The following is a 20,184-nucleotide window of genomic DNA, read 5'->3' as shown; positions in this document are numbered from 1 at the left end:
CTTGCTGGGGGCGCGCATAAGCGAGGTAGTTCGCGAAGTCAACGCGAGGGGGGCGAGTCCATGCATCGGTTCGCGATGTGGGTGTGGTGTGTTGGCTGCGCAAGACACGGAAACTTGCAATGTTGGAGTTCGCGTGAGACCCGTCGAGCGCTCATTGGCGATGGGCAGACGCGGGTCCGCCTCCCTCCATGCCAGTGCGAACATTGGGAACATTCGATGCGCTGATCGCTGTTCCAAAGTTGGTGCATGCTGTTACAAAATCGCCGAAAGCGGGGGCTGCATGGCGACACTGGTATCGACGGTCGCGTATCTGGGGCTGGAGGCGCGCGGGGTCGAGGTGCAGGTCAGCCTGATCGCCGGGCTGCCGAGCTTCACCGTGGTCGGGCTGGCCGACAAGGCGGTGGGCGAAAGCCGCGAGCGCGTGCGCGGCGCGATCGCCGCGATGGGGCTATCGCTCCCGCCCAAGCGGATCGTGGTTAATCTGTCGCCCGCCGATCTGCCCAAGGAGGGCACGCATTTCGACCTGCCGATCGCGCTGGCGCTGCTCGGTGCGATGGGCGTGGTCGATGCCGAGACGCTGAGCGAGTTCGTCGTGGTGGGCGAGCTCGGGCTCGACGCCCGGATCGCGCCGTCGCCGGGGGTGTTGCTTGCTGCGCTGCACGCGTCGGAGGAAGGGAAGGGACTGGTCTGCCCGGCGTCACAGGGTGCGGAAGCGGCGTGGGCGGGGTCGGTGCAGGTCGTCGCGGCTCCCGACCTGCTGTCACTGCTCAACCACCTCAAGGGCAATCAGCTGCTCGGCGCGCCGTCGCCGGGCGAGGCCGACGAGCCGGGCTTCGGTCCCGACCTCAAACAGGTCAAGGGGCAGGAGACCGCCAAACGGGCGCTCGAGATCGCGGCCGCGGGGGCGCATAACCTCTTGATGATCGGCCCGCCGGGCGCGGGCAAGTCGCTGATGGCGTCGTGCCTGCCGGGCATCCTGCCGCCGCTCGACGCCGCCGAGGCGCTTGAGGCGTCGATGGTGCAGTCGGTAGCGGGCACGCTCGAGGGCGGGCGGATCACGCGGACTCGGCCGTACCGTGCGCCGCATCACTCGGCGTCGATGGCAGCGCTGGTCGGCGGCGGGCTGCGCGTGCGGCCCGGCGAGGTCAGCCTCGCGCATCTCGGCGTGCTGTTCCTCGACGAATTGCCCGAATTCCAGCGCGCGGTGCTCGATTCGCTGCGCCAGCCGCTCGAAACGGGCACGGTCAGTGTCGCGCGGGCGAACGCGCACGTGACCTTCCCGGCGCGCGTGCAACTGATCGCGGCGATGAACCCGTGCCGCTGCGGGCATCTCGGCGACGCGAGCCTCGCCTGCGCCCGCGCGCCGAAATGCGCAGCGGACTATCAGGCGAAGGTTTCGGGGCCTTTGCTCGACCGCATCGATCTCCACGTCGAGGTGCAAGCGGTCAGCGCCGCGGACCTCGTCCTGCCGCCGCCCGCGGAAGGGTCGGCCGAGGTCGCCGCGCGAGTCGCGGCGGCGCGCGCGATCCAGACCGAACGCTATGCCGATCATGCGGCGCGCACCAATGCGGAGATCGACGGCGATCTGCTCGAAGCGGTGGCGACGCCCGACGAGGCGGGCCGCACACTGCTTGCCCAGGCATCCGAAGCGATGCGGCTGTCGGCGCGCGGCTACACCCGGATTCTGCGCGTCGCGCGTACGATCGCCGATCTGGCCGGTGCGGACGAGGTCGGACGCGTGCACATCGCCGAGGCGCTGAGCTACCGCCGCCGCGCGCCGATCAATTGATTGCTCAAGGGGAACGCCCGTGAAGTGGATGATATTGCCGTTAAAGAGATATGCCCAGTTCGCGGGGCGTTCCCAGCGGCAAGAAATATGGTGGTATTTCGTCGGGTATATCTTGTTGTGGGTCGTCATCCTCGCCGCAATCGCCGCGGTAGGTTTGAGCGCATCGGGCAGGATGCCCTATGCCGTGTCGTCGATCAGTGGGATAGATTTGGGGGCGGTCATCCTGTCGCTCAGCACGTTTGGCCTGGTGCTTTTTTTCCTCTGGCTTGGCCTGTTGCTTCCGACGCTGGCCGTCCAGGTACGAAGATTGCACGACCTCGACCGCTCGGGATGGTGGATAATGTTGTCCTGGGGGCCTTATCTCCTTTCGTTTCTTGTCGGGACGTTGGGGGCAATCAGTCAGTCGGGCCTGTTGATCCTCATCGGAAGTTACCTGAGTGGCCTCAGCTGGTTGCTGTTCGCCGTCCTACTGGTCATCTACTTCCTGCCCGGCATCAAGGGAGAGAATGACTACGGCCTGGATCCTAAGGGCGGCGGCGCCGATTTGGCGAACACCTTTCAATAGCACCGACACGGCAAGGCTCGGACCAATCTCCTCGTCCGGCCAGGTCCGTTCGCCGGGTTTGTAATTACGCCACGAAGGAATAGGCTGTTCCCCGCGACTCGGGGGAGTAAGCAGCATGGATCAACTGGCAACGCTGCAACGGGCGCCGCTCCCCGCGTCAACATCATGATGACCGATCGGTCCGCGCATCGCGATCGAGTCGCGACGATTGCCGGCAACATGCGCCGGCGCCGAAACCCAAACGGGGAGAACTAGAATGGAATGGATGCTGATGCCGCTGAAGCGGTATGCCGAGTTCAGCGGCCGGTCACGCCGCATGGAATTCTGGATGTGGGTGTTGTTCACCGTCATCGTCGGCTTCGTGCTCGGCTTGATCGACGGCATACTCGGACTCAAGTCGACGAGCACCACAAGCTTGGCTCCGGGCGGTGCCGGGATGGCGGCGATGTCGAGCGTTGGCGTCCTCGGGGGGATATGGTCGCTCGGGACGCTGATCCCGTCGATCGCCGTCGGTGTCCGTCGGTTGCATGATACCGACCGTAGCGGCTGGTGGATCCTCCTGCCGCTGGGACCTTACGGTCTGGGTATCGCGCTGATGTTCATGGGCTTGATCTCCGGTTCGCTCGCCATGGCCGGCCTCGCCGGTGTGTTGATGCTGATCGGGCTGGTCTGCGCCATCGTATTGTTGGTCTTCTATTGCCTGCCGGGGACGCCCGGACCCAACAAATACGGCCCCGATCCGATGGGCGGTGCCGCCAATCTGGCGGAAACCTTCCAGTAACCGCGACGCGGCTTGCCCGGACGAATCTCCTCGTCTAGGCAAGCCGCCGTTTCCTCACGCGGGCGTGGTGGAATTGGTAGACGCGCCGGACTCAAAATCCGGTTCCGCAAGGAGTGTGGGTTCGATTCCCACCGCCCGCACCATCGTTCAGGACTCGCGGATGCGCGGGGCGCATCCTGGCCTGAACGATCCTGAGCGACAGCGAAGGGCAGCCGGCCTAACGCCCCGCCTTGAACCGAATCGCCTGTCCGCCGCCGGGGGCGAGCGCGATGGTCAGCACGTCGCCTTTCTTGACCCTGCGCGTCTCGATCACGATCGAATGGCGCTTGTCGGTGCGGTAGTCCGCATCGTCGCCGTCGCGGTAGATTTGCGCGGTGTAGGTCTTGCCAGGTGACAGGAAATCGAGGCTGACGTCGAACTTGCGCGCGGTGTCGTCGCCGACCGATCCCAGGAACCAGTCGCCCGATCCCTTCGCCTTGCGCACGATCGTGACGTACTGCCCGACTTCGCCGTTCAGGACGCGCGTGTCGTCCCAATCGACCGCGACGTCCTTGATGAACTGGAAAAGGCCCGGATATTTCGCGTAATTCTCCGGCAGGTCGGCCGCCATCTGGATCGGCGAATAGATGACGACGTAGAGCGCGAGCTGCTTGGCGATGGTCGAGAGGATGTCGGTGTCGCCGCGCCCTTTCAGGCTCAGCACGCCGGGTGTGAAGTCGAACGGCCCGCCGAGCATCCGCGTGAACACCAGCTCGCTTTCCCAGTTGGGCGGGTTCTTGGGCACGCCCCAGGCGTTATATTCCATCCCGCGCTGGCCCTCGCGGCTGACCCAGTTGGGATAGGTGCGGCGCAGGCCCGTGTCCTTGATCGGCTCGTGCGCGTCGATCGCGATATGGCGCTTGGCGGCCTCGGTCACGACGAGCAAATGATGGCGCGCCATCACTTGGCCCTCGTGCCATTCGAAATGGATCTTGCCGTCGGCGCCCATCGCCTGGACGCCGCCGGCGTCGGAGACGTAGCCGGTTTTGACCGTGTCGATCCCGAGCTTCTGGTACAGGTCGAACGCGCCGCGCATCTGCTCCTCGTAATGCGCGATATTGGCCGAGGTTTCGTTGTGGCCGATGATCACGACATGCTTCGACCTGGCATAGGCCGTTACCTTCTGCAGGTCGTAATCGGGGTAGGGCTGGGTGAAGCTGAAGGTCGATCCGTTGGCGAACCAGTCGCCATCCCACCCGACGTTCCATCCCTCGACCAGCACCCCGCCGAACCCGTTGGCCGCGGCGAAGTCGATCATCTTCATGACGTTGGCGGTGGTCGCGCCGTGCTTCGGCCCCGAATTCCACGACTGGATATCGAGGTGCATGCCCCACCAGATGCCGACATATTTGCGTGGGTGGACCCACGATACGTCGCCGAGCTTGTTGGGCTCGTTGAGGTTGAGGATCAGCGGATTGGCCATGTAGAGCGACGGCGCGTCGGGCGCGATCAGCAGCACGCGCCACGGCGTCGGGAAGGGCGCCTCGCGGCTCACCTTCGGGCCGCTCGACGACGGCGTCAGCACCGCCTTGAGCAGTCCGCCCTGCACCTTGGCGACGTTCATCCCCGAATAATCGACCAGTGCCGCCTCGTGGATCGCGATGTGCAGCCCGCTTGCGGTCTTGAGCGTCAGCGGGGTCTGCGCGGTGCCGATCTCGGCGATCGGGGTCTGGTGTTCGAGCTGTTCCTCGCGGTTCGATTCGAACGCGGTCGACCACCACGCCGTGGCGGGCTCGGCGATCGAGAATTGGGTGAGTTCCTCGGCGATGTTGACCGATTTCCAGCCGTCCTCGAATTCGTAGCGAAACCCGATGCCGTTGTCGTAGACGCGAAACACCACGTCGAGCGAGCGGTGGAGCTTGTTCACCTCGCGCAAGCGTACGCGCATTTCGTTGTAGTGATTGCGGATCGTGCGCCACTCGCCCCACGGTTGGGTCCAGGTGTCGTCAAAGCTCGACCGCGTGACGTTGGTGATTTCGAGGTCGCGCGCGAATTGCGGCGCGTCCGTGAACAGGAAGCCGAGCAGCGACGGCGCGATCACCGGCTGGCCGTTGCGGGAGACGGTGTAGCTCGCGCGCGCCTCGGGGCCGATCGCGAGCGTGACGCTGAGCGTCTTGCCCGGCGATTCGACGGTGGCGCTGGGGATGGAGGTCTGCGCGAATGCGGGCAGCGCGATCAGGCTCGCCAGCAGCGCCAGCGCGAACGTCCATAACCGCATTGCCGTCTCCTTACATCGCCTGCGCGATCAGTCCCGCAAAACCGCCCAACCGCCAACCCTCGACCGCGCCGACGCTTTCGACCGTCCGCCAGCCCGCCGGCTCGGCGGGCGCCCAATCGACCGGCTCGGCCGCGAGGTTGAACGCGCAGAGCAGGGTTTCCGCCCCCGCGCGCCGCTCGAATGCCAGCACGCTGTCGGTCACTGCAAGCATCGTCACGTCGCCGGTCATCAGAGCGTCGCTCGCATGCCGGAACGCGATCAACCGGCGCGTCAGGTTGAGCAGCGACGCGGGATCGCCGTTCTGGCGATCGACCGCGAGGTCGAGGTGGTCCTGCCCGATCGGTAGCCACGGCGTCGCGGTGCTGAACCCGGCATGGTCGTTGGGGTTGCCGCGCCACGGCATCGGCGTGCGCGCGCCGTCGCGCGACAGCGTCAGCGGCCAGTTGCTGATCGCCTCGGGGTCCTTGAGCGCCTCGAACGGGATATCGACCTGCGTCAGCCCGAGCTCTTCGCCCTGGTAGAGGAAGAGGTTGCCGCGCAAAGACATCAGCAAGAGCAGCTTGAGCCGCGCGAACGCTGCGCGATGCTCGGGCCCGACCCAGCGCGAGATCGCGCGCGGCGCGTCGTGGTTCTCGAACGCCCAGCTCGGCCAGCCGGTGCCGGGCTCCTGCGGCCATTGCGCCAGCGCGTCGTGGACGAGCGCGGGGGTCAGCTTGTCGGCATAGAGGAAGTTGAAGCCGTACGCTGAATTGAGCCGCCGGTCGCCCGCGGTGAACGAATGCATCTCCGCCTCGGGATGCGCGCCGCCGACCTCGGCCACGGTGAAGGTCGCGCCGTAGCGGTCCGCGAGCGACCGCACGCGTTCCAGGAACAGCGGGATTTCGGGCTGGCTCTGGTTGTGGAGGTGCTGCTGGAAATCGAACGGGCGCGTGCGTTTGCCGCCCGGCGCGGGCGGATTGTCGGTCAGCGCGGGATCGTGCATCGCGAAGTTGATCGCGTCGATGCGGAACCCGTCGACCCCGCGGTCGAGCCAGAACTTGGCGGTCGCGAGCAACGCGTCCTGCACCAATGGATTGTGGACGTGCAACTGCGGCTGCGCGCCCAGGAAATTGTGCATGTAATATTGCCCGCGCCGTGCGTCCCACGTCCACGCCGGACCGCCGAACACCGACTGCCAGTTGTTGGGCGGCGATCCGTCCGCCTTGGCATCGGCCCAGACGTACCAGTCGGCGCGCGGGTTGGTGCGGTCGGCACGGCTTTCGAGGAACCAAGGGTGCCGGTCGCTCGAGTGCGAATAGACCTGATCGATCAGTACCTTGAGCCCGAGCGCGTGGGCCTTGGCGATCAGCGCGTCGAAATCGGCGAGCGTGCCGAAGATCGGGTCGACGCCGCAATAATCGGCGACGTCGTAGCCGAAATCGAGCATCGGCGAGGTGAAGAACGGCGATAGCCAGATGCCGTCGACGCCCAGGCTCGCGACATGGTCGAGGTGCGCGGTGATCCCCGGCAAGTCGCCGATCCCGTCGCCGTTCGAATCGGCGAAGCTGCGCGGATAGATCTGGTAGATCACCGCGCCGCGCCACCATTCGCGCGTGCTTGCCGTGGCCGGCGTCAGGCGCGCGACTTCGTTCATCCCGCGGCGCAGAGTACGAAATCGAGCGGGGCGAGCTTGACTTCGAGGCTCCCCGGCGCAGCCGGCTTCAGTGCGCACTCGCCATGGAGCGGCAGGAATGTCTTGGACGCCTGATCGACCAGCACGTTGGCCGACACCGGCGCGGTCGAGGTGTTGAACGCGATCAGCACTTCCTTGCCCGTGTCGGGATCGAACCGCGACACCGCGAACAGCCCGGGCTTGTCGCCCCACGCGCGCAGTTCCTGTCGCCCGCGGGTCAGCGCGTGGTGGCTGGTGCGGATGCGCGATAACTCGGCGATCAGGCGGAAGATCGGGTTGTCGGTGCCGAAGCGCGGCGTTGCGGTGGTTCCGGTCGTGCCGAGCAGCGTCTCGTCGTTATAGACCGCGACCTTGCTCCCGAACATGTCCTCGCGCGCCAGCTGATCGCCGCCCTTGCTGACGAAGCCCTGCTCGTCGCCGTAATAGATCGTCGGCACGCCGCGCAGCGTCAGCAGCATCGCGTGGCCGAGCATCACGCGCTTGAGAATTTCATCGTCGCTCGCCTTGGGGAAACCTGCTTTGACGAATTGCGCGAACCGCCCGGCGTCGTGGTTGCCGAGGAAGGTGGGGAGGGTACGCGCGCCGGCCTCGCCGTTTTCGTAGACCGGGTCGGCGAAGAACAGGCGGAACAATTCGCTGGTGGGGGCGCTGCCGCCGACGGTGTCGATCACCGCACGCATGAACGCGAAGTCGAGCACCGCGGGGAGTTTGTCGACGCGCGTATGCTCGGCGAGCCGCGCCGGGTCCATCTGGTCGGTGAATATCTCGCCGAAGATGTGGAAGTGCGGGATGCCCTTCGCCTTAGCACGCGCCAGCATCGCGGGGACGAACGCCTGCCAGAACCCGGCATCGACGTGCTGCGCGGTGTCGATGCGGAAGCCGTCGACCCCGAAATCGTCGATCCACTTTCCGTAAATGTCGATCATCCCCGCGATCACGCGCGGGTTCTCGGTCATCAGATCGTCGAGGCCCGAAAAATCGCCGAGCTGCGAATCCTCGGCGAGGAAATTGGAGTCGCCGCGATTGTGGTACCAGCGCGGGTCGTTGAGCCACGCCGGCGTCTTGGCGTTTTCCTCGCCCTTGGGCAGGTACGGCGTGTAGGCCCAGGTCGGGTCGGTCAGCTTGGCGTAATTCTCGCCGGTGAAGCCGGGGTTGATCGCCGGGCCGGTTACGCCGCCGCGCCGCGTGTAAGGATAGTCCGCGCGGCTGCGGTACGCGCAACGCGTGTCGGGCACGCATTCGCGGTACTTGATCACGTCGGCGGTGTGATTGGCGATGATGTCCATATAGACTTTCATCCCGCGCGCGTGCGCCGCTTCGACCAGCGCCTTGAAGTCGGCATTGGTCCCGAAATGCGGATCGACGCGGGTGAAGTCGGTGATCCAGTAGCCGTGGTACCCCGCGCTCTCGTCGCCCTTGGGCCCTTGCACCGCCTTGTTCTTGAAGATCGGCCCGACCCACAGCGCGGTCGCGCCGAGCGCCTGGATATAGTCGAGACGCTTGACCAGGCCCTTGAGGTCGCCGCCGTGATAGAAACCCTTGGCGGTGGGATCGAACCCGGTGACCAGCCGGTCGCCGGTCAGTCCGCCGCGGTCGTTGGCCGGATCGCCATTCTCGAACCGGTCGGGCAGGACGAAATAGATCACCTCATCCTCGGGCAGACGGTCGCGGTACGACGCCGCGGGCGCAGGCGCCGACGCTGCGGGCTGGACGAGCACGGTCACAAGCAGCGCGGCGATTGCGGCGCGGCGGATCATGCGAATTGCTCCAGCGCGCGGCCGGTCATCGTCGCGATGAACGCGCGGTGATCGGGCAGCGCCTCGGCCTTGACGCGGCACGACTTGGCGATCGCCTGGAGGAACGGGCCGATGTCCTGCGCGGGCACGTTGTCGGCGAGCGGCGACCAGCCGCGCGGCATGATGCCCTGGCCGATCATGACCTGCCCCCAGCTGTCGTCGAGGAACAGCTCGTCCTCCTCGCGCACGAACAGGCCGGCCTCGCGGAACAGGTCGATCTTCTCGGCCAGCGTCGCGGGCAATTCCATCGCGCGGCAATGGTCCCAGAACGGCTCGCCGACGCGCTCGTTCGCGACATAGTGCAGCACGATGAAGTCGCGGATCCGCTCCCATTCGATCGTCGAGAGCTTGTTGAACGTGTCGCGCGCCGCCGTCGTGTCGGTCAGGTCGCCCGCCAGCACGTTGAGCAACCGCCCGATCCCCGACTGGACGAGGTGGATGCTGGTCGATTCGAGTGGCTCCATGAACCCGGCGGCGAGGCCCAGCGCGACGCAATTGTGCGACCAGAATTGCTCCCGGTGCCCGCTGACGAAGCGGATCGGGCGCGGATCGGCGAGCGCTTTCCCCTCGACGTTGGCGAGCAATATCTCGCTCGCTTCGTCGACGCCCATGAATTCGGAACAGAAGACGTGCCCGTTGCCGACGCGGTGCTGGAGCGGGATGCGCCACTGCCACCCCGCCGGCCGCGCGCCGGACTGCGTGTAGGGGCGCATCGCCGGGACGTTTTCGCTGGGGACGGCGAGCGCGGTGTCGCACGGCAGCCAGCGGCGCCAGTCGACGAACGGCACGCCGAGCGTGTTGCCGAGCAACAGGCTGCGGAACCCGGTGCAATCGATGAAGAACGAGCCCGCGACGGCGCGGTCGCGGTCGAGCCGTAGCGCGCGGATATCGCCGCTCTCCGGGTCGCGCTCGACGCGCTCGATCATCCCCTCGACGCGGTTGACGCCGAGGTCTTCCGCGTAGCGCCGCAGCATCTGCGCGAAGAGGTGCGCGTCGAAATGATAGGCATAGGCCAGGTCGGGCGCGGCGCCGTCGCGGCCGTCGGCGATCGCGAAGCGCTCGAGCCGCGCGGCGGCGACGTTGTTGCTGTAGTCGCCGTAGTCGCCCGCTTGCCCGAGCTCACGCGCGCGCAGCCACAGCTGGCGGAACGGGATCAGCCCGACCCCGCGCCCGACCTGCCCGAAGCTGTGGAAATATTTGTGCCCCGGGCGCACCCAGTCGGTGAACTCGATCCCGAGCTTGAAGCTGGCGTTGGTATCGCGGAGGAACTCCGCCTGATCGAGCCCGAGCCCGACGATCAGATTATGAATCTGCGGGATCGTCGCTTCGCCGACCCCGACGGTGCCAATCGCATCGGATTCGACGAGCGCGACCGTCGCGTAATTGCCGAGGAATCGCGCGAGCGTGGCCGCGGCGGTCCAGCCAGCCGTGCCACCACCCGCGATGACGATCTCGAGGGGTGCCCGCTTACTCATGTACTGCCTTCACAACCGACGCGCCCCGCCGGTTATCCGGCGAGGCGGTTCGTGTCATCAGAACTTGAAGGTCGCCCCGGCGATGAACCGGCGCCCGTAGCTCTGATATTTCAGGTAGGACAGCGGTTGCGTCACGATGCCCAGCGTAGCCGATCGCGTATCGGTCAGGTTCTGGCCCGACACGTAGAGCGACAGGCCCTTGAGCGCGCCGGACGAGAAATCGTAGCCGACCTGCGCGTCGTAGATCGTCTCGCCCAGCACGGTCTGGCGATCCAGCCCGCCACTGTAGAGCGCGAAGTCACCGAGGTATTGCGAGCGATACCGCATGCTGCCGCGCGCGCTGAACCCGTATTTTTCGAAGAACACGGTCGCGCTGGCGACCCACTTCGAATAGCCCGGGATGACCGTCGGGTTGTTGTTGAAATCGAAGACCTTGGTCTCGGTGTACCCGGCACCTCCGGTGATCCCGAAACCGGACAGCGCGCTGGAGAACACTTCGAACGGCAACGTGCCGGCGATTTCGGCACCGTACATGTGGCCGCCATGCGTGTTCGCCTGGCCACCGATGATGCCGACCGTCGTCGGCGGGACCGGCTGGTTCGGCGGTACCGGCAGGCCGGCAAAGTCGAAAATGCCGTTTCCGCTCGCGATATAGGTATCGATGTTCTTGTAGAAGAGCTGCAGCGCGACATAGCCCTTCGTACCGAAATACTTTTCGAAGTTCAGGTCGAACGCGGTCGCGCGATACGGCCGCAGCTGCGGGTTGCCGCCGCCGCCCGAGTAGATCTTGAGCTGGGGATCGTAGCCGAACGAGATCACGTTGTTGAGGTCGGGCAGGCGCGGCCGCATCATTTCCTTCGACGCGGCGAAGCGGATGACGAAGTCGCTGTTCGTCCGCAGGTTCAGGTTCAGGCTGGGCAGGACCATCCAGTAATTGTCATGAACCGTCGGGAAGAGCACGCTGCTCGACGCGATGCTGGTGTGGATTCCCTGCACGCCGATGTTGCCCGTCAGCTTCGCCGAGCCGAGATCGGCATCGAGCGTCGCCATCGCATAGGGCGTCCAGACGTTCTCGGTGATGTTATAGCCCTTCTCCGTCCCGTAATTGACGCCCTTGCCGGCGTCGATATTGGGCGAGAAGACCAGCACGCCGTTGCTGATGATGGCGCGCGGATCATAGGCGATGATCGTCCCGAGACCCCGATCGAGCGTGACGGGGGCGAGCAGCAGGTTCGACGGGATGGCCGCGGTCGCAGCACCGCCCGGCGGGCTCAGGAAGCCTTCGAACCCGGTCAGCGCCTTGGTGCGCGTCGTATAGTCGGCGCCGACCTTGATCGACTTGACGAAGCCGCCGATGTCGCGCTCGACCTCTGCCTTGGCTTCGACGAGGTCGTCCTTCGTCTTGCGTGTGTTGCGATATCCGGCCTGGACCGGCGAACCGCTCCAGCCCTCGACGTCGGTCAGCACCAGCGCGGAGTTCGTGCCATTGTAATTGCTGGTGAACTGCGGCCCGTTCGGGGTCGTGGTGTAGCTGACGGTCCCGGTCGCATTGGGCAGCGCCCGGCCGAGGCCCGCCGTCGTCTGGATCGAATCGTCGACGCGATCGGTGCGCGACCAGTTCAGGTCGCCCATGACGCTCCAGCCGCGGTCGTTCTTCCACTTGGCATTCCAGCCGACCGAATATTGATCGGCGGTGCGATCGTTGGCGTAATTCTCGATGATCGGCGTGCCGGTAATCGTCGCCCCGGTGACGAGGCCGCCCGACGACGTGACGTTGCTGATCGCGTCGTGGCCGCACCCGCCGCCGCAATTGAACGGCATTTCGAACCCGCGCTGGTCGATCTTGTCGACGAAGTGCGAATAGAAAGCGTCGATCGTTATCGTCAGATTGTCGTCGGGCCGCACCTGGAACGTACCATTCGTGCCGAAGCGCTTCAGCTTGTCGGTTTCCAGCCAGGTCTTGATGCCGTTCATGCCCTGCGCACCGCCGGGATAACCACCAAAGCCCCAGGCGTTGAAGTCGCGCGTCTGATACGGGTCGTTGGTGTAGGCTGCCGACAGCGAAATGCCCGCCTTGCCGCCGGCGAACGTGTCGACGAAGGTCGCGAAGCCGCTATAGCCCTTGTTGCTCGAATTGGGGTCGAGCTTCTGGTCGACCAACGTGCCACGCACGCCGACAGCGAAGACGCGCTTGCCGACATCGAGCGGACGGACCGTGCGCAGGTCGATGCTGCCGACCAGCCCGCCCGCGGTCTTGTCCGCCTCGGCGGTCTTGTAGACGTCCACTCCGGCTAGGATTTGCGACGGATATTGGTCGAATTCAACCGCGCGGCTGTCGTTGGTGGTGGTCTGCTGCCGCCCGTTCAGCGTCGTGCTCGAAAAGTCCGGACCGAAGCCGCGGATCGAGATGATGTTCGCGCGGCCGGCGTTGCGCTGCGCGGAAATGCCGGGGAGGCGGGCGATCGATTCACCGATGCCGTTGTCGGGCAGCTTGCCGATATCTTCGGCCGACACCGACTCGACGACCTGCTCCGAATTCTTCTTCTTCGCGGTTGCGGTGCGCAGCGCGTTGCGGAAGCTCGAAATGACGATGTCGTTGCTTTGATCGTCGGACGCCGCCTGATCGCCGGTCGCAGGTGCAGGCGTCGTCTGCGCGAAGGCGGGCGACGCGGCCATTGCCAAGGCTCCGGCGAGCGCGATGCCGCTGACGCGGAGCGCCAGGTCGGTACGACGGAGCGAACGAGAAACGGTCATGAATTCCTCCCCTTGCGGCCGCGCCATATGTGGCTTCGGCACGCGCCCACACGGCGCGTTGCAGATGCAAGCGCTCTATGATGCGGGGCATAAGCGGCCAAGGCGGCCACATACGTATTCAGGATTATGCATTCGCCGGTGTTGCACGGCTGCATCGCTGACGATTTAGCGCGATGTCGCGAGCACGCGATAGCTCCACGGCGCGAGCTTGACGGTTGTGGCGCGCGTAATCATCAGCGCCGAGCCGTCGGCGAAGTCGACATAACTGCCGTCGCTCGGCCCGTCGGTGAAGCTTACCGTCTGCGGATCGCCCGACAGGTTGAACAGCGCGAACACCTTGTCGCCGTTCTTCGCGCGGACGAACGACAGCACCTTCGTGGGCGCACTGTTGACCACCGGCGTCATCGCTGCGCCCCACGGCGCGTTCCACAGCGCTGGATGGCTTTTGCGGAACGCGATCAGCCGCTTGAACAGATCGTTGTTGGGATGGTCGCGCCACTCGATCGGGTCGCGCTCGAAGAACTTGAGCCGCCTGGGATTGCCCGCTTCCTGACCGTTGTAGATCAGCGGCAAGCCCTCGCCGACGAACGACAGCACGATCGCGGCCGGCAGCGCCTTGCCGAAGCGTTCGAACTCGGTCCCTTCCCACGCATTCTGGTCGTGGTTCTCGGTATAGGTCATCCGCATCGCCTCGGCCGGCCACGCGCTCTGGACTTCCGAATAATAGCCGAACAGCGCGCCGACATCGGCCTTGCCCGCAGCGATATCGGCCATCGCGTTGTTCCATTTCCACGCATAGCTCGCGTCGAACGCCGCGCGGTGAACGTCGCGCTGGTCGAACTCGGCGAGCATGAAGACGGGCTTGATCGCGTCGAGCTCGGCCCGCGCATTCTCCCAGAAATCGAGCGGCACATACCCCGCGACGTCGCAACGGAAGCCGTCGATCCCGGCGGTCCGCACCCAATATTTCATCGCGTCGGTCATGTACCGGCGTAGCCCCGGTTTCGAATAGTCGAGGTCGATAATGTCGGACCAGTCCCACCACGGCGTCGGGCGGTTCGCGCCCTTCCAGTCGTGCTCGTACCAGTCGGGGTGCTGGGCGTGGAGCGAATTGTCCCACGCGGTGTGGTTGGCGACCCAATCGAGGATAACGTGCAGGCCCAGTCTGTGCGCGGTATTCACGAACGATTTGAGATCGGCGAGCGTCCCGAACTCCGGGTTCACGCCGTAATAGTCCCGAACGGAGTAGGGGCTGCCGAGCGTGCCCTTGCGGTTCTGCACCCCGATCGGGTTGACCGGCATCAGCCAGATGATGTCGACCCCCAGCGCCTTGAGCCGCGGTAATTGCTTCTCCGCGGCCCGGAACGTGCCTTCGGGCGTGAACTGGCGCGTGTTGAGCTGGTAGAGGATTGCGTCCTTCGACCAGGCCGGGTGCTTGAGCGTGACATAGGGTTTGGGCGCGTAGCGATCGGGCGGGGTCGCGGCGTCGGCGGCGACCGCCAGGCTCAGGCTCGCGAGCAACGCCAGCGCGATCGGTTTCAGCATCCCGTCCTCCCGTTCCGGTCCTTGTGCCACGCCCGCGCCACCTTGCCGGCTGAATACGTATGTTGCGATGTATCCGCCTCCGCCACGCCCGCTTAGCCTGTTTGACATAAGCATCCGGGGGAGGGGATTGATCTTGCCGAGCGAACCCTATCGCGCCGCTGCGAGCGCCGCTACACTCGTGCCGACCCGGCCGCGCTCGACGGCCGGCAGTGGGAGAGTCCGGCGCGCGATGCTGACCGATAAGCCGACATCGTTCGACATCGCGCAGCGCGCCGGCGTGTCGCAGCCGACCGTGTCGCGCGCGCTGCGCGGTGACCCGACGGTGAACGAGGCGACGCGCAAGCGGATCGAGGCGATCGCCGCGCAGCTCAATTACAAGGTCGACAAGAATGCCTCGTCGCTGCGCAGCCGCCACACCAACACGCTGGCGCTCTTGTTCTTCGAGGACCCGACGCCAGACGATTCGCTGATCAACCCGTTCTTCCTGTCGATGCTGGGGTCGATCGCGCGGACGTGCGCCTTGCGGGGGTACGACCTGCTCACCTCGTTCCAGCAGCTCTCATCGAACTGGCACGTCGATTACGAGGACAGCCACAAGGCGGATGGGATCATTCTGCTCGGTTACGGCGATTACGAGACCTACCGCGCGCGGCTCGAACAGCTCGAGGCGCAGGGCACGCATTTCGTTCGCTGGGGGTCGGTCCAGCCGGGGCAGCCGGGGACGACGATCGGGTGCGACAATTTCCGCGGCGGGCGCGATGCGGCGGCGCATTTGATCGGGCTCGGCCGCCAGCGGATCGCGTTTCTGGGCGAAGCGTCGAGCCATTCACCCGAGCTCGAGGAGCGCTATCGCGGCGCGTGCGCGGCGATGGCCGAGGCGGGGATTGTGCCCGACCCGGCGTTGCAGGTCGATGCGATCACCACCGAGGCGTCGGGATACGAAGCCGCGCAGACGCTGATCGCACGCGGGATTGCTTTCGACGCGATCTTCGCCGCGAGCGACCTGATCGCGATCGGCGCGATGCGCGCGCTTGATGAGGCCGGGCTCAACGTGCCGCGCGACGTGTCGGTGGTCGGGTTCGACGACATCCCGGCGGCGAGCCTGTCGCACCCGCCGCTGACCACGATCGCGCAGGATTATGCCAAGGCCGGCGAAATGCTCGTCGACAATCTGCTCCGCCGAATCCGCGCGCAGCCGACCGAAGCGATGATGCTCCCGCCGCGTCTGATCGTGCGCCGTTCGACCAGCGAGGCGAAGTGATGGACGCGATGACGGCGACGAAGCCGCGGCAGAACTGGCGCGGGCTGTGGAACATCTCGTTCGGGTTCTTCGGCATCCAGATCGCGTTCGGGCTGCAGAACGCCAACGTCAGCCGCATCTTCCAGTCGCTCGGCAGCGACGTCGGCAGCCTGGCGTTGCTGTGGATCGCGGGACCGGTGACCGGCCTGTTGGTGCAGCCGGTCATCGGCCATTTCAGCGACCGCACCTGGGGCCGATTCGGGCGGCGGCGCCCCTATTTCCTCGCGGGCGCGACGCTCGCCGCGCTGGCGCTCTTCGGCATGCCAAACGCGGGCGTGCTGCTCGTCGCGGCGCTGCTGCTATGGATGCTCGACGCGTCGATCAACGTGTCGATGGAGCCGTTCCGCGCGTTCGTCGGCGACATGGTCGCGCCATCGCAGCGTACCGCGGGCTATGCCTTCCAGACCGCGTTCATCGGCGCGGGCGCGGTAATCGGCAGCCTGGCGCCGTTCGCGCTGGCGAAATTGGGCGTCAGCAACGTCGCGGCGACGGGCGGCATTCCGGATTCGGTGCGCTATTCCTTCTACCTCGGCGGCGTCGCGATCTTCGGCGCGGTGCTGTGGACCGTGCTGACCACGCGCGAATATCCGCCCGAGCAAATGGCGGCGTTCGGCGATGCCGGGGAGGGGCATCGCGAAACGCCGGCCGTCGGCGGGCTGCCGGCGGTGCTGACCCGCGCCGGTCTCACGCTGCTCGGGCTGGGCGTGGTGCTGATCGCGGCGATCCATCATTGGTCGCTCGAACGCGATCTCTATGTCCTGGGCGGCATCCTGACCGGAGCGGGGGCGCTGATGCTAGTCGCCACCGCGATGATCCGCGGCGATCGGGACAATGCGCTGGTCCAGATCATGAGCGATCTGGTGACCATGCCCGATCAGATGAAGCGGCTGGCCTTGGCGCAATTCTTCTCGTGGCTCGCGCTGTTCATCCTGTGGATCTACACGACCCCGGTGGTCGCGCAATATGTGTTTCATTCGACCGATACCGCCGCGAAAGCGTATAACGACGGCGCCGATTGGGTTGGCGTGCTGTTCTCCGTCTACAACGGCGTGGCGGCGGTCGCGGCGTTCGTGCTGCCGCTGCTGGCGAAGCGGATCGGGGCGGCGCGCACGCACATTGTCTGTCTGCTGATCGGCGGCGCCAGCTTCGCCTCGCTATTGGTCATCCGCGATCCGCAGATGCTGTTGCTGCCGATGATCGGGGTCGGGTTCGCCTGGGCCTCGATCCTGACGATGCCGTACGTGATCCTCGCCAGCGTGCTGCCGCCGCAGAAGTTCGGCATCTACATGGGCATCTTCAACTTCTTCATCGTGCTGCCGCAGCTGGTGGTGGCGACGGTGATGGGGGCGATCATCCACGCCTTCTTCCCGAAGGAGCCGATCTGGACGATGGCGGTCGCGGCGGGGGTGATGATGCTGGCGGCGGCGGCGATGCTGCTCGTGCGCAACGAGACCGGCACCCGGCGACCGGCCGCCTAGCGCGGCAGCGTGATCGTCGCGGCGAGCCCGCCTTCGGGGCGGTTCGTGAGGCGAATGTCGCCGCCGGCTTCGCGCACGATCGCATGGGCCAGCGCGAGGCCGAGCCCGATCCCGCCGGTCTCCTTGTTGCGCGAGCTTTCGAGCCGCGTGAACGCCTCGAACACTTCGCCGATCCGCTCGGGCGGGATGCCGGGCCCGCTATCGCAAACAGTAATCTCGACCGAATGCAGGCCGGGCCGCAGGAACACTTCCGCGCCGCCGCCATATTTGACCGCATTCTCGATCAGGTTGCGCACCGCGCGGCGCATCAGCGACGGGCGCAGCCGCATCTTCAGCCGCTCGCTCTCGGCGAAATCGACTTGTTTCCCAAGGTCGCGGAAATCCTCGACCACCGCATCGACCAGTGCGGCGAGGTCGACCTCGGTCACCGGCTCGCTCGGCCGTCCCAGCCTGGCGAGCGACAGGATATCATCAAGCGTGCCGTTCATCTCGTCGATCGTGTCCGCCATCTTGGCGCGGTCGTCGTCGTCATCGACCGATTCGATCCGTACGCGCAGCGCGGCGAGCGGAGTGCGCAGATCGTGCCCGATCGCGCCCAGCATGCGGTCCTTTTCGTCCAGCATCGCCGTCACGCGTGTGCGCAGCTGGTTGAACGCGGTGATCAGCGTGCGGACGTCGTGCGGTCCGCTTTCCTCGATCGGACCCTCTTCTTCACCGGGATGGAAGCGCCGGGCGGCACTGGCGAGCTTGCGCAGCGGCCGCGCGATTCGCCGCGTTGCCCACAGCACCGGCAGCAGCACGATCGCGTAGAGGACGAGCGTCTGCCCGATCAGCCCGCGCAGGATCGACCAGTCGGAATCGTCCCACGCCACACCCTGCACCCACCAGCCAGCACCCGGTTGTTCCACCGCGATCAGCATTTCGGTGCCGGTCATGCGCAATCGTTCCGCGCGATAGCGCGGCAGGCGCGACAATCGCGGGTCATTCGGGCCGACCATGCGGATCGCGGCAATGACATTGGCGACCGGAATGCCAGCCTCGCTCAGCTTGCGGCGGATGTCGTTCTCGACATCGTGGCGCCGGGGCAGCCCACCCGGCATTGGATTGTCGGCTTGCGGGCGCGGGCGAAAGCGGTCCCACGGCGTCTCGCCCGGGCGCAGGATCGACAGGCGCGCATCGACCACCGGGTCGCGCCCGCGCGGGTTCTGCGTCGCGTCGATGATCCGCGCCGAGACCGGGCCGACGACTTGCTCGAGCCGGAATTGCTGGCGATCGTGGAGCGTGAAGCCGAAATTGATCGCTTGGGCCACGAACAATGCGAGCGCGACCAGCACCGCCATCTGCCCCGGCAGGTTGCGCGGCCACAGCATCAAAGGCGAGTCACCTCCGCCGCGAGTGTATAACCGCCGCCCCACACAGTCTTGATCAGTTCGGGGTTCTTGGGGTCGGTTTCGATCTTGCGGCGTAACCGGCTGACCTGATTGTCGATCGCGCGGTCGAACGCCATCGCCTCGCGCCCCTGGGTCAGGTCGAGCAACTGGTCACGCGTCAGCACCTGGCGCGGGCGCAATGCGAGCGCGTGGAGCAGATTGTATTCGCCGGTCGACAGCGGAACCGACACGCCTTCGCGGTCGACCAGCGCACGCTCGCCGGTCTTCAGCACCCAGCCGGCAAAGGCGTAGGACCCGCTTTCGGGCGCGTGCTGGCGGTTGCCGGTCGCGGCGGCACGGCGCAGGATGACCTTGGCGCGCGTTGCCAGCTCGCGCGGCGAAAACGGCTTCACGACATAATCGTCGGCGCCCATTTCGAGCCCCACGATGCGGTCGGTCTCTTCGCTCTTGGCGGTCAACAGGATCACCGGGATGTCGCCCGACGCGCGAATGTGGCGGCACAGGCTCAGCCCGTCCTCGCCCGGCATCATGATGTCGAGGATGACGAGGTCGATCGCATAGGCGGTCATCCGCGCGCGCGCACCCTCGGCGTCGCCGGCTTGCGTCACGCGGAAGCCCTGTTTGGTGAGATATTGCGCGAGCGGCTCGCGGATCGATCGCTCGTCGTCGACCAGCAGGATGTGGGGAAGGCCACTCATCGCGTTATGCTAGGCAAAGCTGATCTCCTTGGGAAGGCTAGCGCCGGGCGGGCGAGGAGGGGCGCCCGCCCGGCCGCCTGGGCAACTTGGGGATTATTGCCCGGCGTCTGGTTTCGGCGCGTCAGCTGGCAGGTACTGGGGCCGGAGGAGGTGGCGGCGGCATGTCGCCGCCGGGGCCGCGACCGCCACGCATGCCCATCGCATCGCGTGCGGCCTGGCGTTCGGCGGCGTCGATCTTGCCGTCATGGTTGGCGTCGATGCGGTCGAAGCGGCGCAGCGCCTGTGCGCGGAACTCGGCACGGTCGATCACGCCATCGCCATTGGCGTCGAGCCGCGCGAACATGCGGCCGCCCGGGGCGGGCGGCGGCACGGCACCACCGGCCGGCGGCGCGGGAGGCATGGTGCCGAGCGCGCCGACAGGACGCATCGCCGCCATTTCGGTCGCGTCGATCTTGCCGTCATGGTTGGCGTCCATCCGATCGAAGCGCTGGTCGGCCTTCGCCAGCGCGTCGTCGCGCGTTTCGATGCGGTCCGGATTGTCCTGCGGCGCGGGCGCGGTCTGCGCCGACAGCGGGCCTGCGGCGGCGAAGCCCGCAGTGGCGAGGATGGCGGCAAAAAGGAAGCGGTTCATCAAAGCGATCCTCGACAGGGAAGGTGTTCTTCCTAACGCCTTTGCTTATCGC

The 20,184-nt window shown here is 66.2% G+C and carries 14 protein-coding genes and 1 tRNA gene; 6 read left to right on the top strand and 9 right to left on the bottom strand.

Annotation, left to right across the window (positions count from 1 at the left end; genetic code table 11):
- Nucleotides 1-280 precede the first annotated feature (280 nt).
- The 4 genes from E7773_RS12620 (at nt 281) to E7773_RS12605 (ending at nt 3,278) form a co-directional block, all read left to right on the top strand.
- Complete coding sequence (locus E7773_RS12620) at nt 281-1,789, top strand: YifB family Mg chelatase-like AAA ATPase (protein ID WP_293991815.1); 1,509 nt, start codon at nt 281-283, stop codon at nt 1,787-1,789.
- 28 nt (nt 1,790-1,817) lie between these two features.
- On the top strand, nt 1,818-2,354 hold the full coding sequence (locus tag E7773_RS12615) for a DUF805 domain-containing protein (protein WP_293992302.1): 537 nt from the start codon (nt 1,818-1,820) through the stop codon (nt 2,352-2,354).
- 256 nt (nt 2,355-2,610) lie between these two features.
- Nucleotides 2,611-3,135: a DUF805 domain-containing protein gene (locus tag E7773_RS12610; RefSeq protein ID WP_293991812.1), complete on the top strand. Its 525-nt coding sequence runs from the start codon at nt 2,611-2,613 to the stop codon at nt 3,133-3,135.
- Nucleotides 3,136-3,193: 58 nt separating this feature from the next.
- Nucleotides 3,194-3,278 (top strand) — tRNA-Leu (locus E7773_RS12605).
- 74 nt (nt 3,279-3,352) lie between these two features.
- Here E7773_RS12605 and E7773_RS12600 read toward each other — a convergent pair.
- The 6 genes from E7773_RS12600 to E7773_RS12575 all read right to left on the bottom strand — a co-directional run bounded on the left by E7773_RS12600 (nt 3,353) and on the right by E7773_RS12575 (nt 14,634).
- Nucleotides 3,353-5,392 (bottom strand): glycoside hydrolase family 97 protein, encoded by a 2,040-nt coding sequence (locus tag E7773_RS12600; RefSeq protein ID WP_293991810.1) that lies wholly within the window; start codon nt 5,390-5,392, stop codon nt 3,353-3,355.
- A gap of 10 nt (nt 5,393-5,402) precedes the next feature.
- The gene (locus E7773_RS12595) at nt 5,403-7,025 is read right to left on the bottom strand and encodes an alpha-glucosidase family protein (protein WP_293991808.1); all 1,623 of its coding nucleotides are present in this window, start codon (nt 7,023-7,025) and stop codon (nt 5,403-5,405) included.
- Complete coding sequence (locus E7773_RS12590) at nt 7,022-8,821, bottom strand: alpha-amylase family glycosyl hydrolase (protein ID WP_293991806.1); 1,800 nt, start codon at nt 8,819-8,821, stop codon at nt 7,022-7,024. The genes E7773_RS12595 and E7773_RS12590 overlap by 4 nt, the downstream gene beginning before the upstream one ends.
- Complete coding sequence (locus E7773_RS12585; RefSeq protein WP_293991804.1) at nt 8,818-10,335, bottom strand: tryptophan halogenase family protein; 1,518 nt, start codon at nt 10,333-10,335, stop codon at nt 8,818-8,820. The genes E7773_RS12590 and E7773_RS12585 overlap by 4 nt, the downstream gene beginning before the upstream one ends.
- A 57-nt stretch (nt 10,336-10,392) precedes the next feature.
- The gene (locus tag E7773_RS12580; RefSeq protein WP_293991802.1) at nt 10,393-13,089 is read right to left on the bottom strand and encodes a TonB-dependent receptor; all 2,697 of its coding nucleotides are present in this window, start codon (nt 13,087-13,089) and stop codon (nt 10,393-10,395) included.
- Nucleotides 13,090-13,254: 165 nt separating this feature from the next.
- Nucleotides 13,255-14,634: an alpha-amylase family glycosyl hydrolase gene (locus E7773_RS12575; protein WP_293991799.1), complete on the bottom strand. Its 1,380-nt coding sequence runs from the start codon at nt 14,632-14,634 to the stop codon at nt 13,255-13,257.
- Between the two features lie 229 nt (nt 14,635-14,863).
- Here E7773_RS12575 and E7773_RS12570 point away from each other — a divergent pair, with 229 nt between their 5' ends.
- Nucleotides 14,864-15,895 (top strand): LacI family DNA-binding transcriptional regulator, encoded by a 1,032-nt coding sequence (locus tag E7773_RS12570; protein ID WP_293991797.1) that lies wholly within the window; start codon nt 14,864-14,866, stop codon nt 15,893-15,895.
- Nucleotides 15,895-17,412 carry an MFS transporter gene (locus tag E7773_RS12565; protein WP_293991795.1) on the top strand — a complete coding sequence of 506 codons (1,518 nt, stop codon included), beginning with the start codon at nt 15,895-15,897 and terminating at the stop codon, nt 17,410-17,412. Before E7773_RS12570 ends, E7773_RS12565 begins: the two co-directional genes overlap by 1 nt.
- Here E7773_RS12565 and E7773_RS12560 read toward each other — a convergent pair.
- From E7773_RS12560 to E7773_RS12550, 3 genes are all read right to left on the bottom strand, one after another.
- Nucleotides 17,409-18,782, bottom strand: a complete 1,374-nt coding sequence (locus E7773_RS12560; protein ID WP_293991793.1) for a HAMP domain-containing sensor histidine kinase — start codon at nt 18,780-18,782, stop codon at nt 17,409-17,411. The genes E7773_RS12565 and E7773_RS12560 overlap by 4 nt on opposite strands.
- Nucleotides 18,782-19,501, bottom strand: coding sequence for a response regulator (locus E7773_RS12555; RefSeq protein WP_293991790.1), 720 nt, complete (start codon nt 19,499-19,501; stop codon nt 18,782-18,784). Before E7773_RS12555 ends, E7773_RS12560 begins: the two co-directional genes overlap by 1 nt.
- A 121-nt stretch (nt 19,502-19,622) precedes the next feature.
- Nucleotides 19,623-20,132: an EF-hand domain-containing protein gene (locus E7773_RS12550; RefSeq protein ID WP_293991788.1), complete on the bottom strand. Its 510-nt coding sequence runs from the start codon at nt 20,130-20,132 to the stop codon at nt 19,623-19,625.
- Between the last annotated feature and the right edge of the window lie 52 nt (nt 20,133-20,184).

This window comes from Sphingomonas sp., from assembly GCF_004799495.1.
Lineage (GTDB): Bacteria > Pseudomonadota > Alphaproteobacteria > Sphingomonadales > Sphingomonadaceae > Sphingomonas.
This window is presented reverse-complemented; position numbering and strand designations above follow the sequence as displayed.

What these genes read in the sequence shown, in the direction of transcription:
- E7773_RS12615 (WP_293992302.1), top strand. Translation starts at nt 1,818, where the DNA reads ATGATATTGCCGTTAAAGAGATATGCCCAGTTCGCGGGGCGTTCCCAG.
- E7773_RS12600 (WP_293991810.1), bottom strand. Translation starts at nt 5,392, where the DNA reads ATGCGGTTATGGACGTTCGCGCTGGCGCTGCTGGCGAGCCTGATCGCG.
- E7773_RS12580 (WP_293991802.1), bottom strand. Translation starts at nt 13,089, where the DNA reads ATGACCGTTTCTCGTTCGCTCCGTCGTACCGACCTGGCGCTCCGCGTC.
- E7773_RS12620 (WP_293991815.1), top strand. Translation starts at nt 281, where the DNA reads ATGGCGACACTGGTATCGACGGTCGCGTATCTGGGGCTGGAGGCGCGC.
- E7773_RS12610 (WP_293991812.1), top strand. Translation starts at nt 2,611, where the DNA reads ATGGAATGGATGCTGATGCCGCTGAAGCGGTATGCCGAGTTCAGCGGC.
- E7773_RS12550 (WP_293991788.1), bottom strand. Translation starts at nt 20,132, where the DNA reads ATGAACCGCTTCCTTTTTGCCGCCATCCTCGCCACTGCGGGCTTCGCC.
- E7773_RS12575 (WP_293991799.1), bottom strand. Translation starts at nt 14,634, where the DNA reads ATGCTGAAACCGATCGCGCTGGCGTTGCTCGCGAGCCTGAGCCTGGCG.
- E7773_RS12555 (WP_293991790.1), bottom strand. Translation starts at nt 19,501, where the DNA reads ATGAGTGGCCTTCCCCACATCCTGCTGGTCGACGACGAGCGATCGATC.
- E7773_RS12590 (WP_293991806.1), bottom strand. Translation starts at nt 8,821, where the DNA reads ATGATCCGCCGCGCCGCAATCGCCGCGCTGCTTGTGACCGTGCTCGTC.
- E7773_RS12565 (WP_293991795.1), top strand. Translation starts at nt 15,895, where the DNA reads ATGGACGCGATGACGGCGACGAAGCCGCGGCAGAACTGGCGCGGGCTG.
- E7773_RS12570 (WP_293991797.1), top strand. Translation starts at nt 14,864, where the DNA reads ATGCTGACCGATAAGCCGACATCGTTCGACATCGCGCAGCGCGCCGGC.
- E7773_RS12585 (WP_293991804.1), bottom strand. Translation starts at nt 10,335, where the DNA reads ATGAGTAAGCGGGCACCCCTCGAGATCGTCATCGCGGGTGGTGGCACG.
- E7773_RS12560 (WP_293991793.1), bottom strand. Translation starts at nt 18,782, where the DNA reads ATGCTGTGGCCGCGCAACCTGCCGGGGCAGATGGCGGTGCTGGTCGCG.
- E7773_RS12595 (WP_293991808.1), bottom strand. Translation starts at nt 7,025, where the DNA reads ATGAACGAAGTCGCGCGCCTGACGCCGGCCACGGCAAGCACGCGCGAA.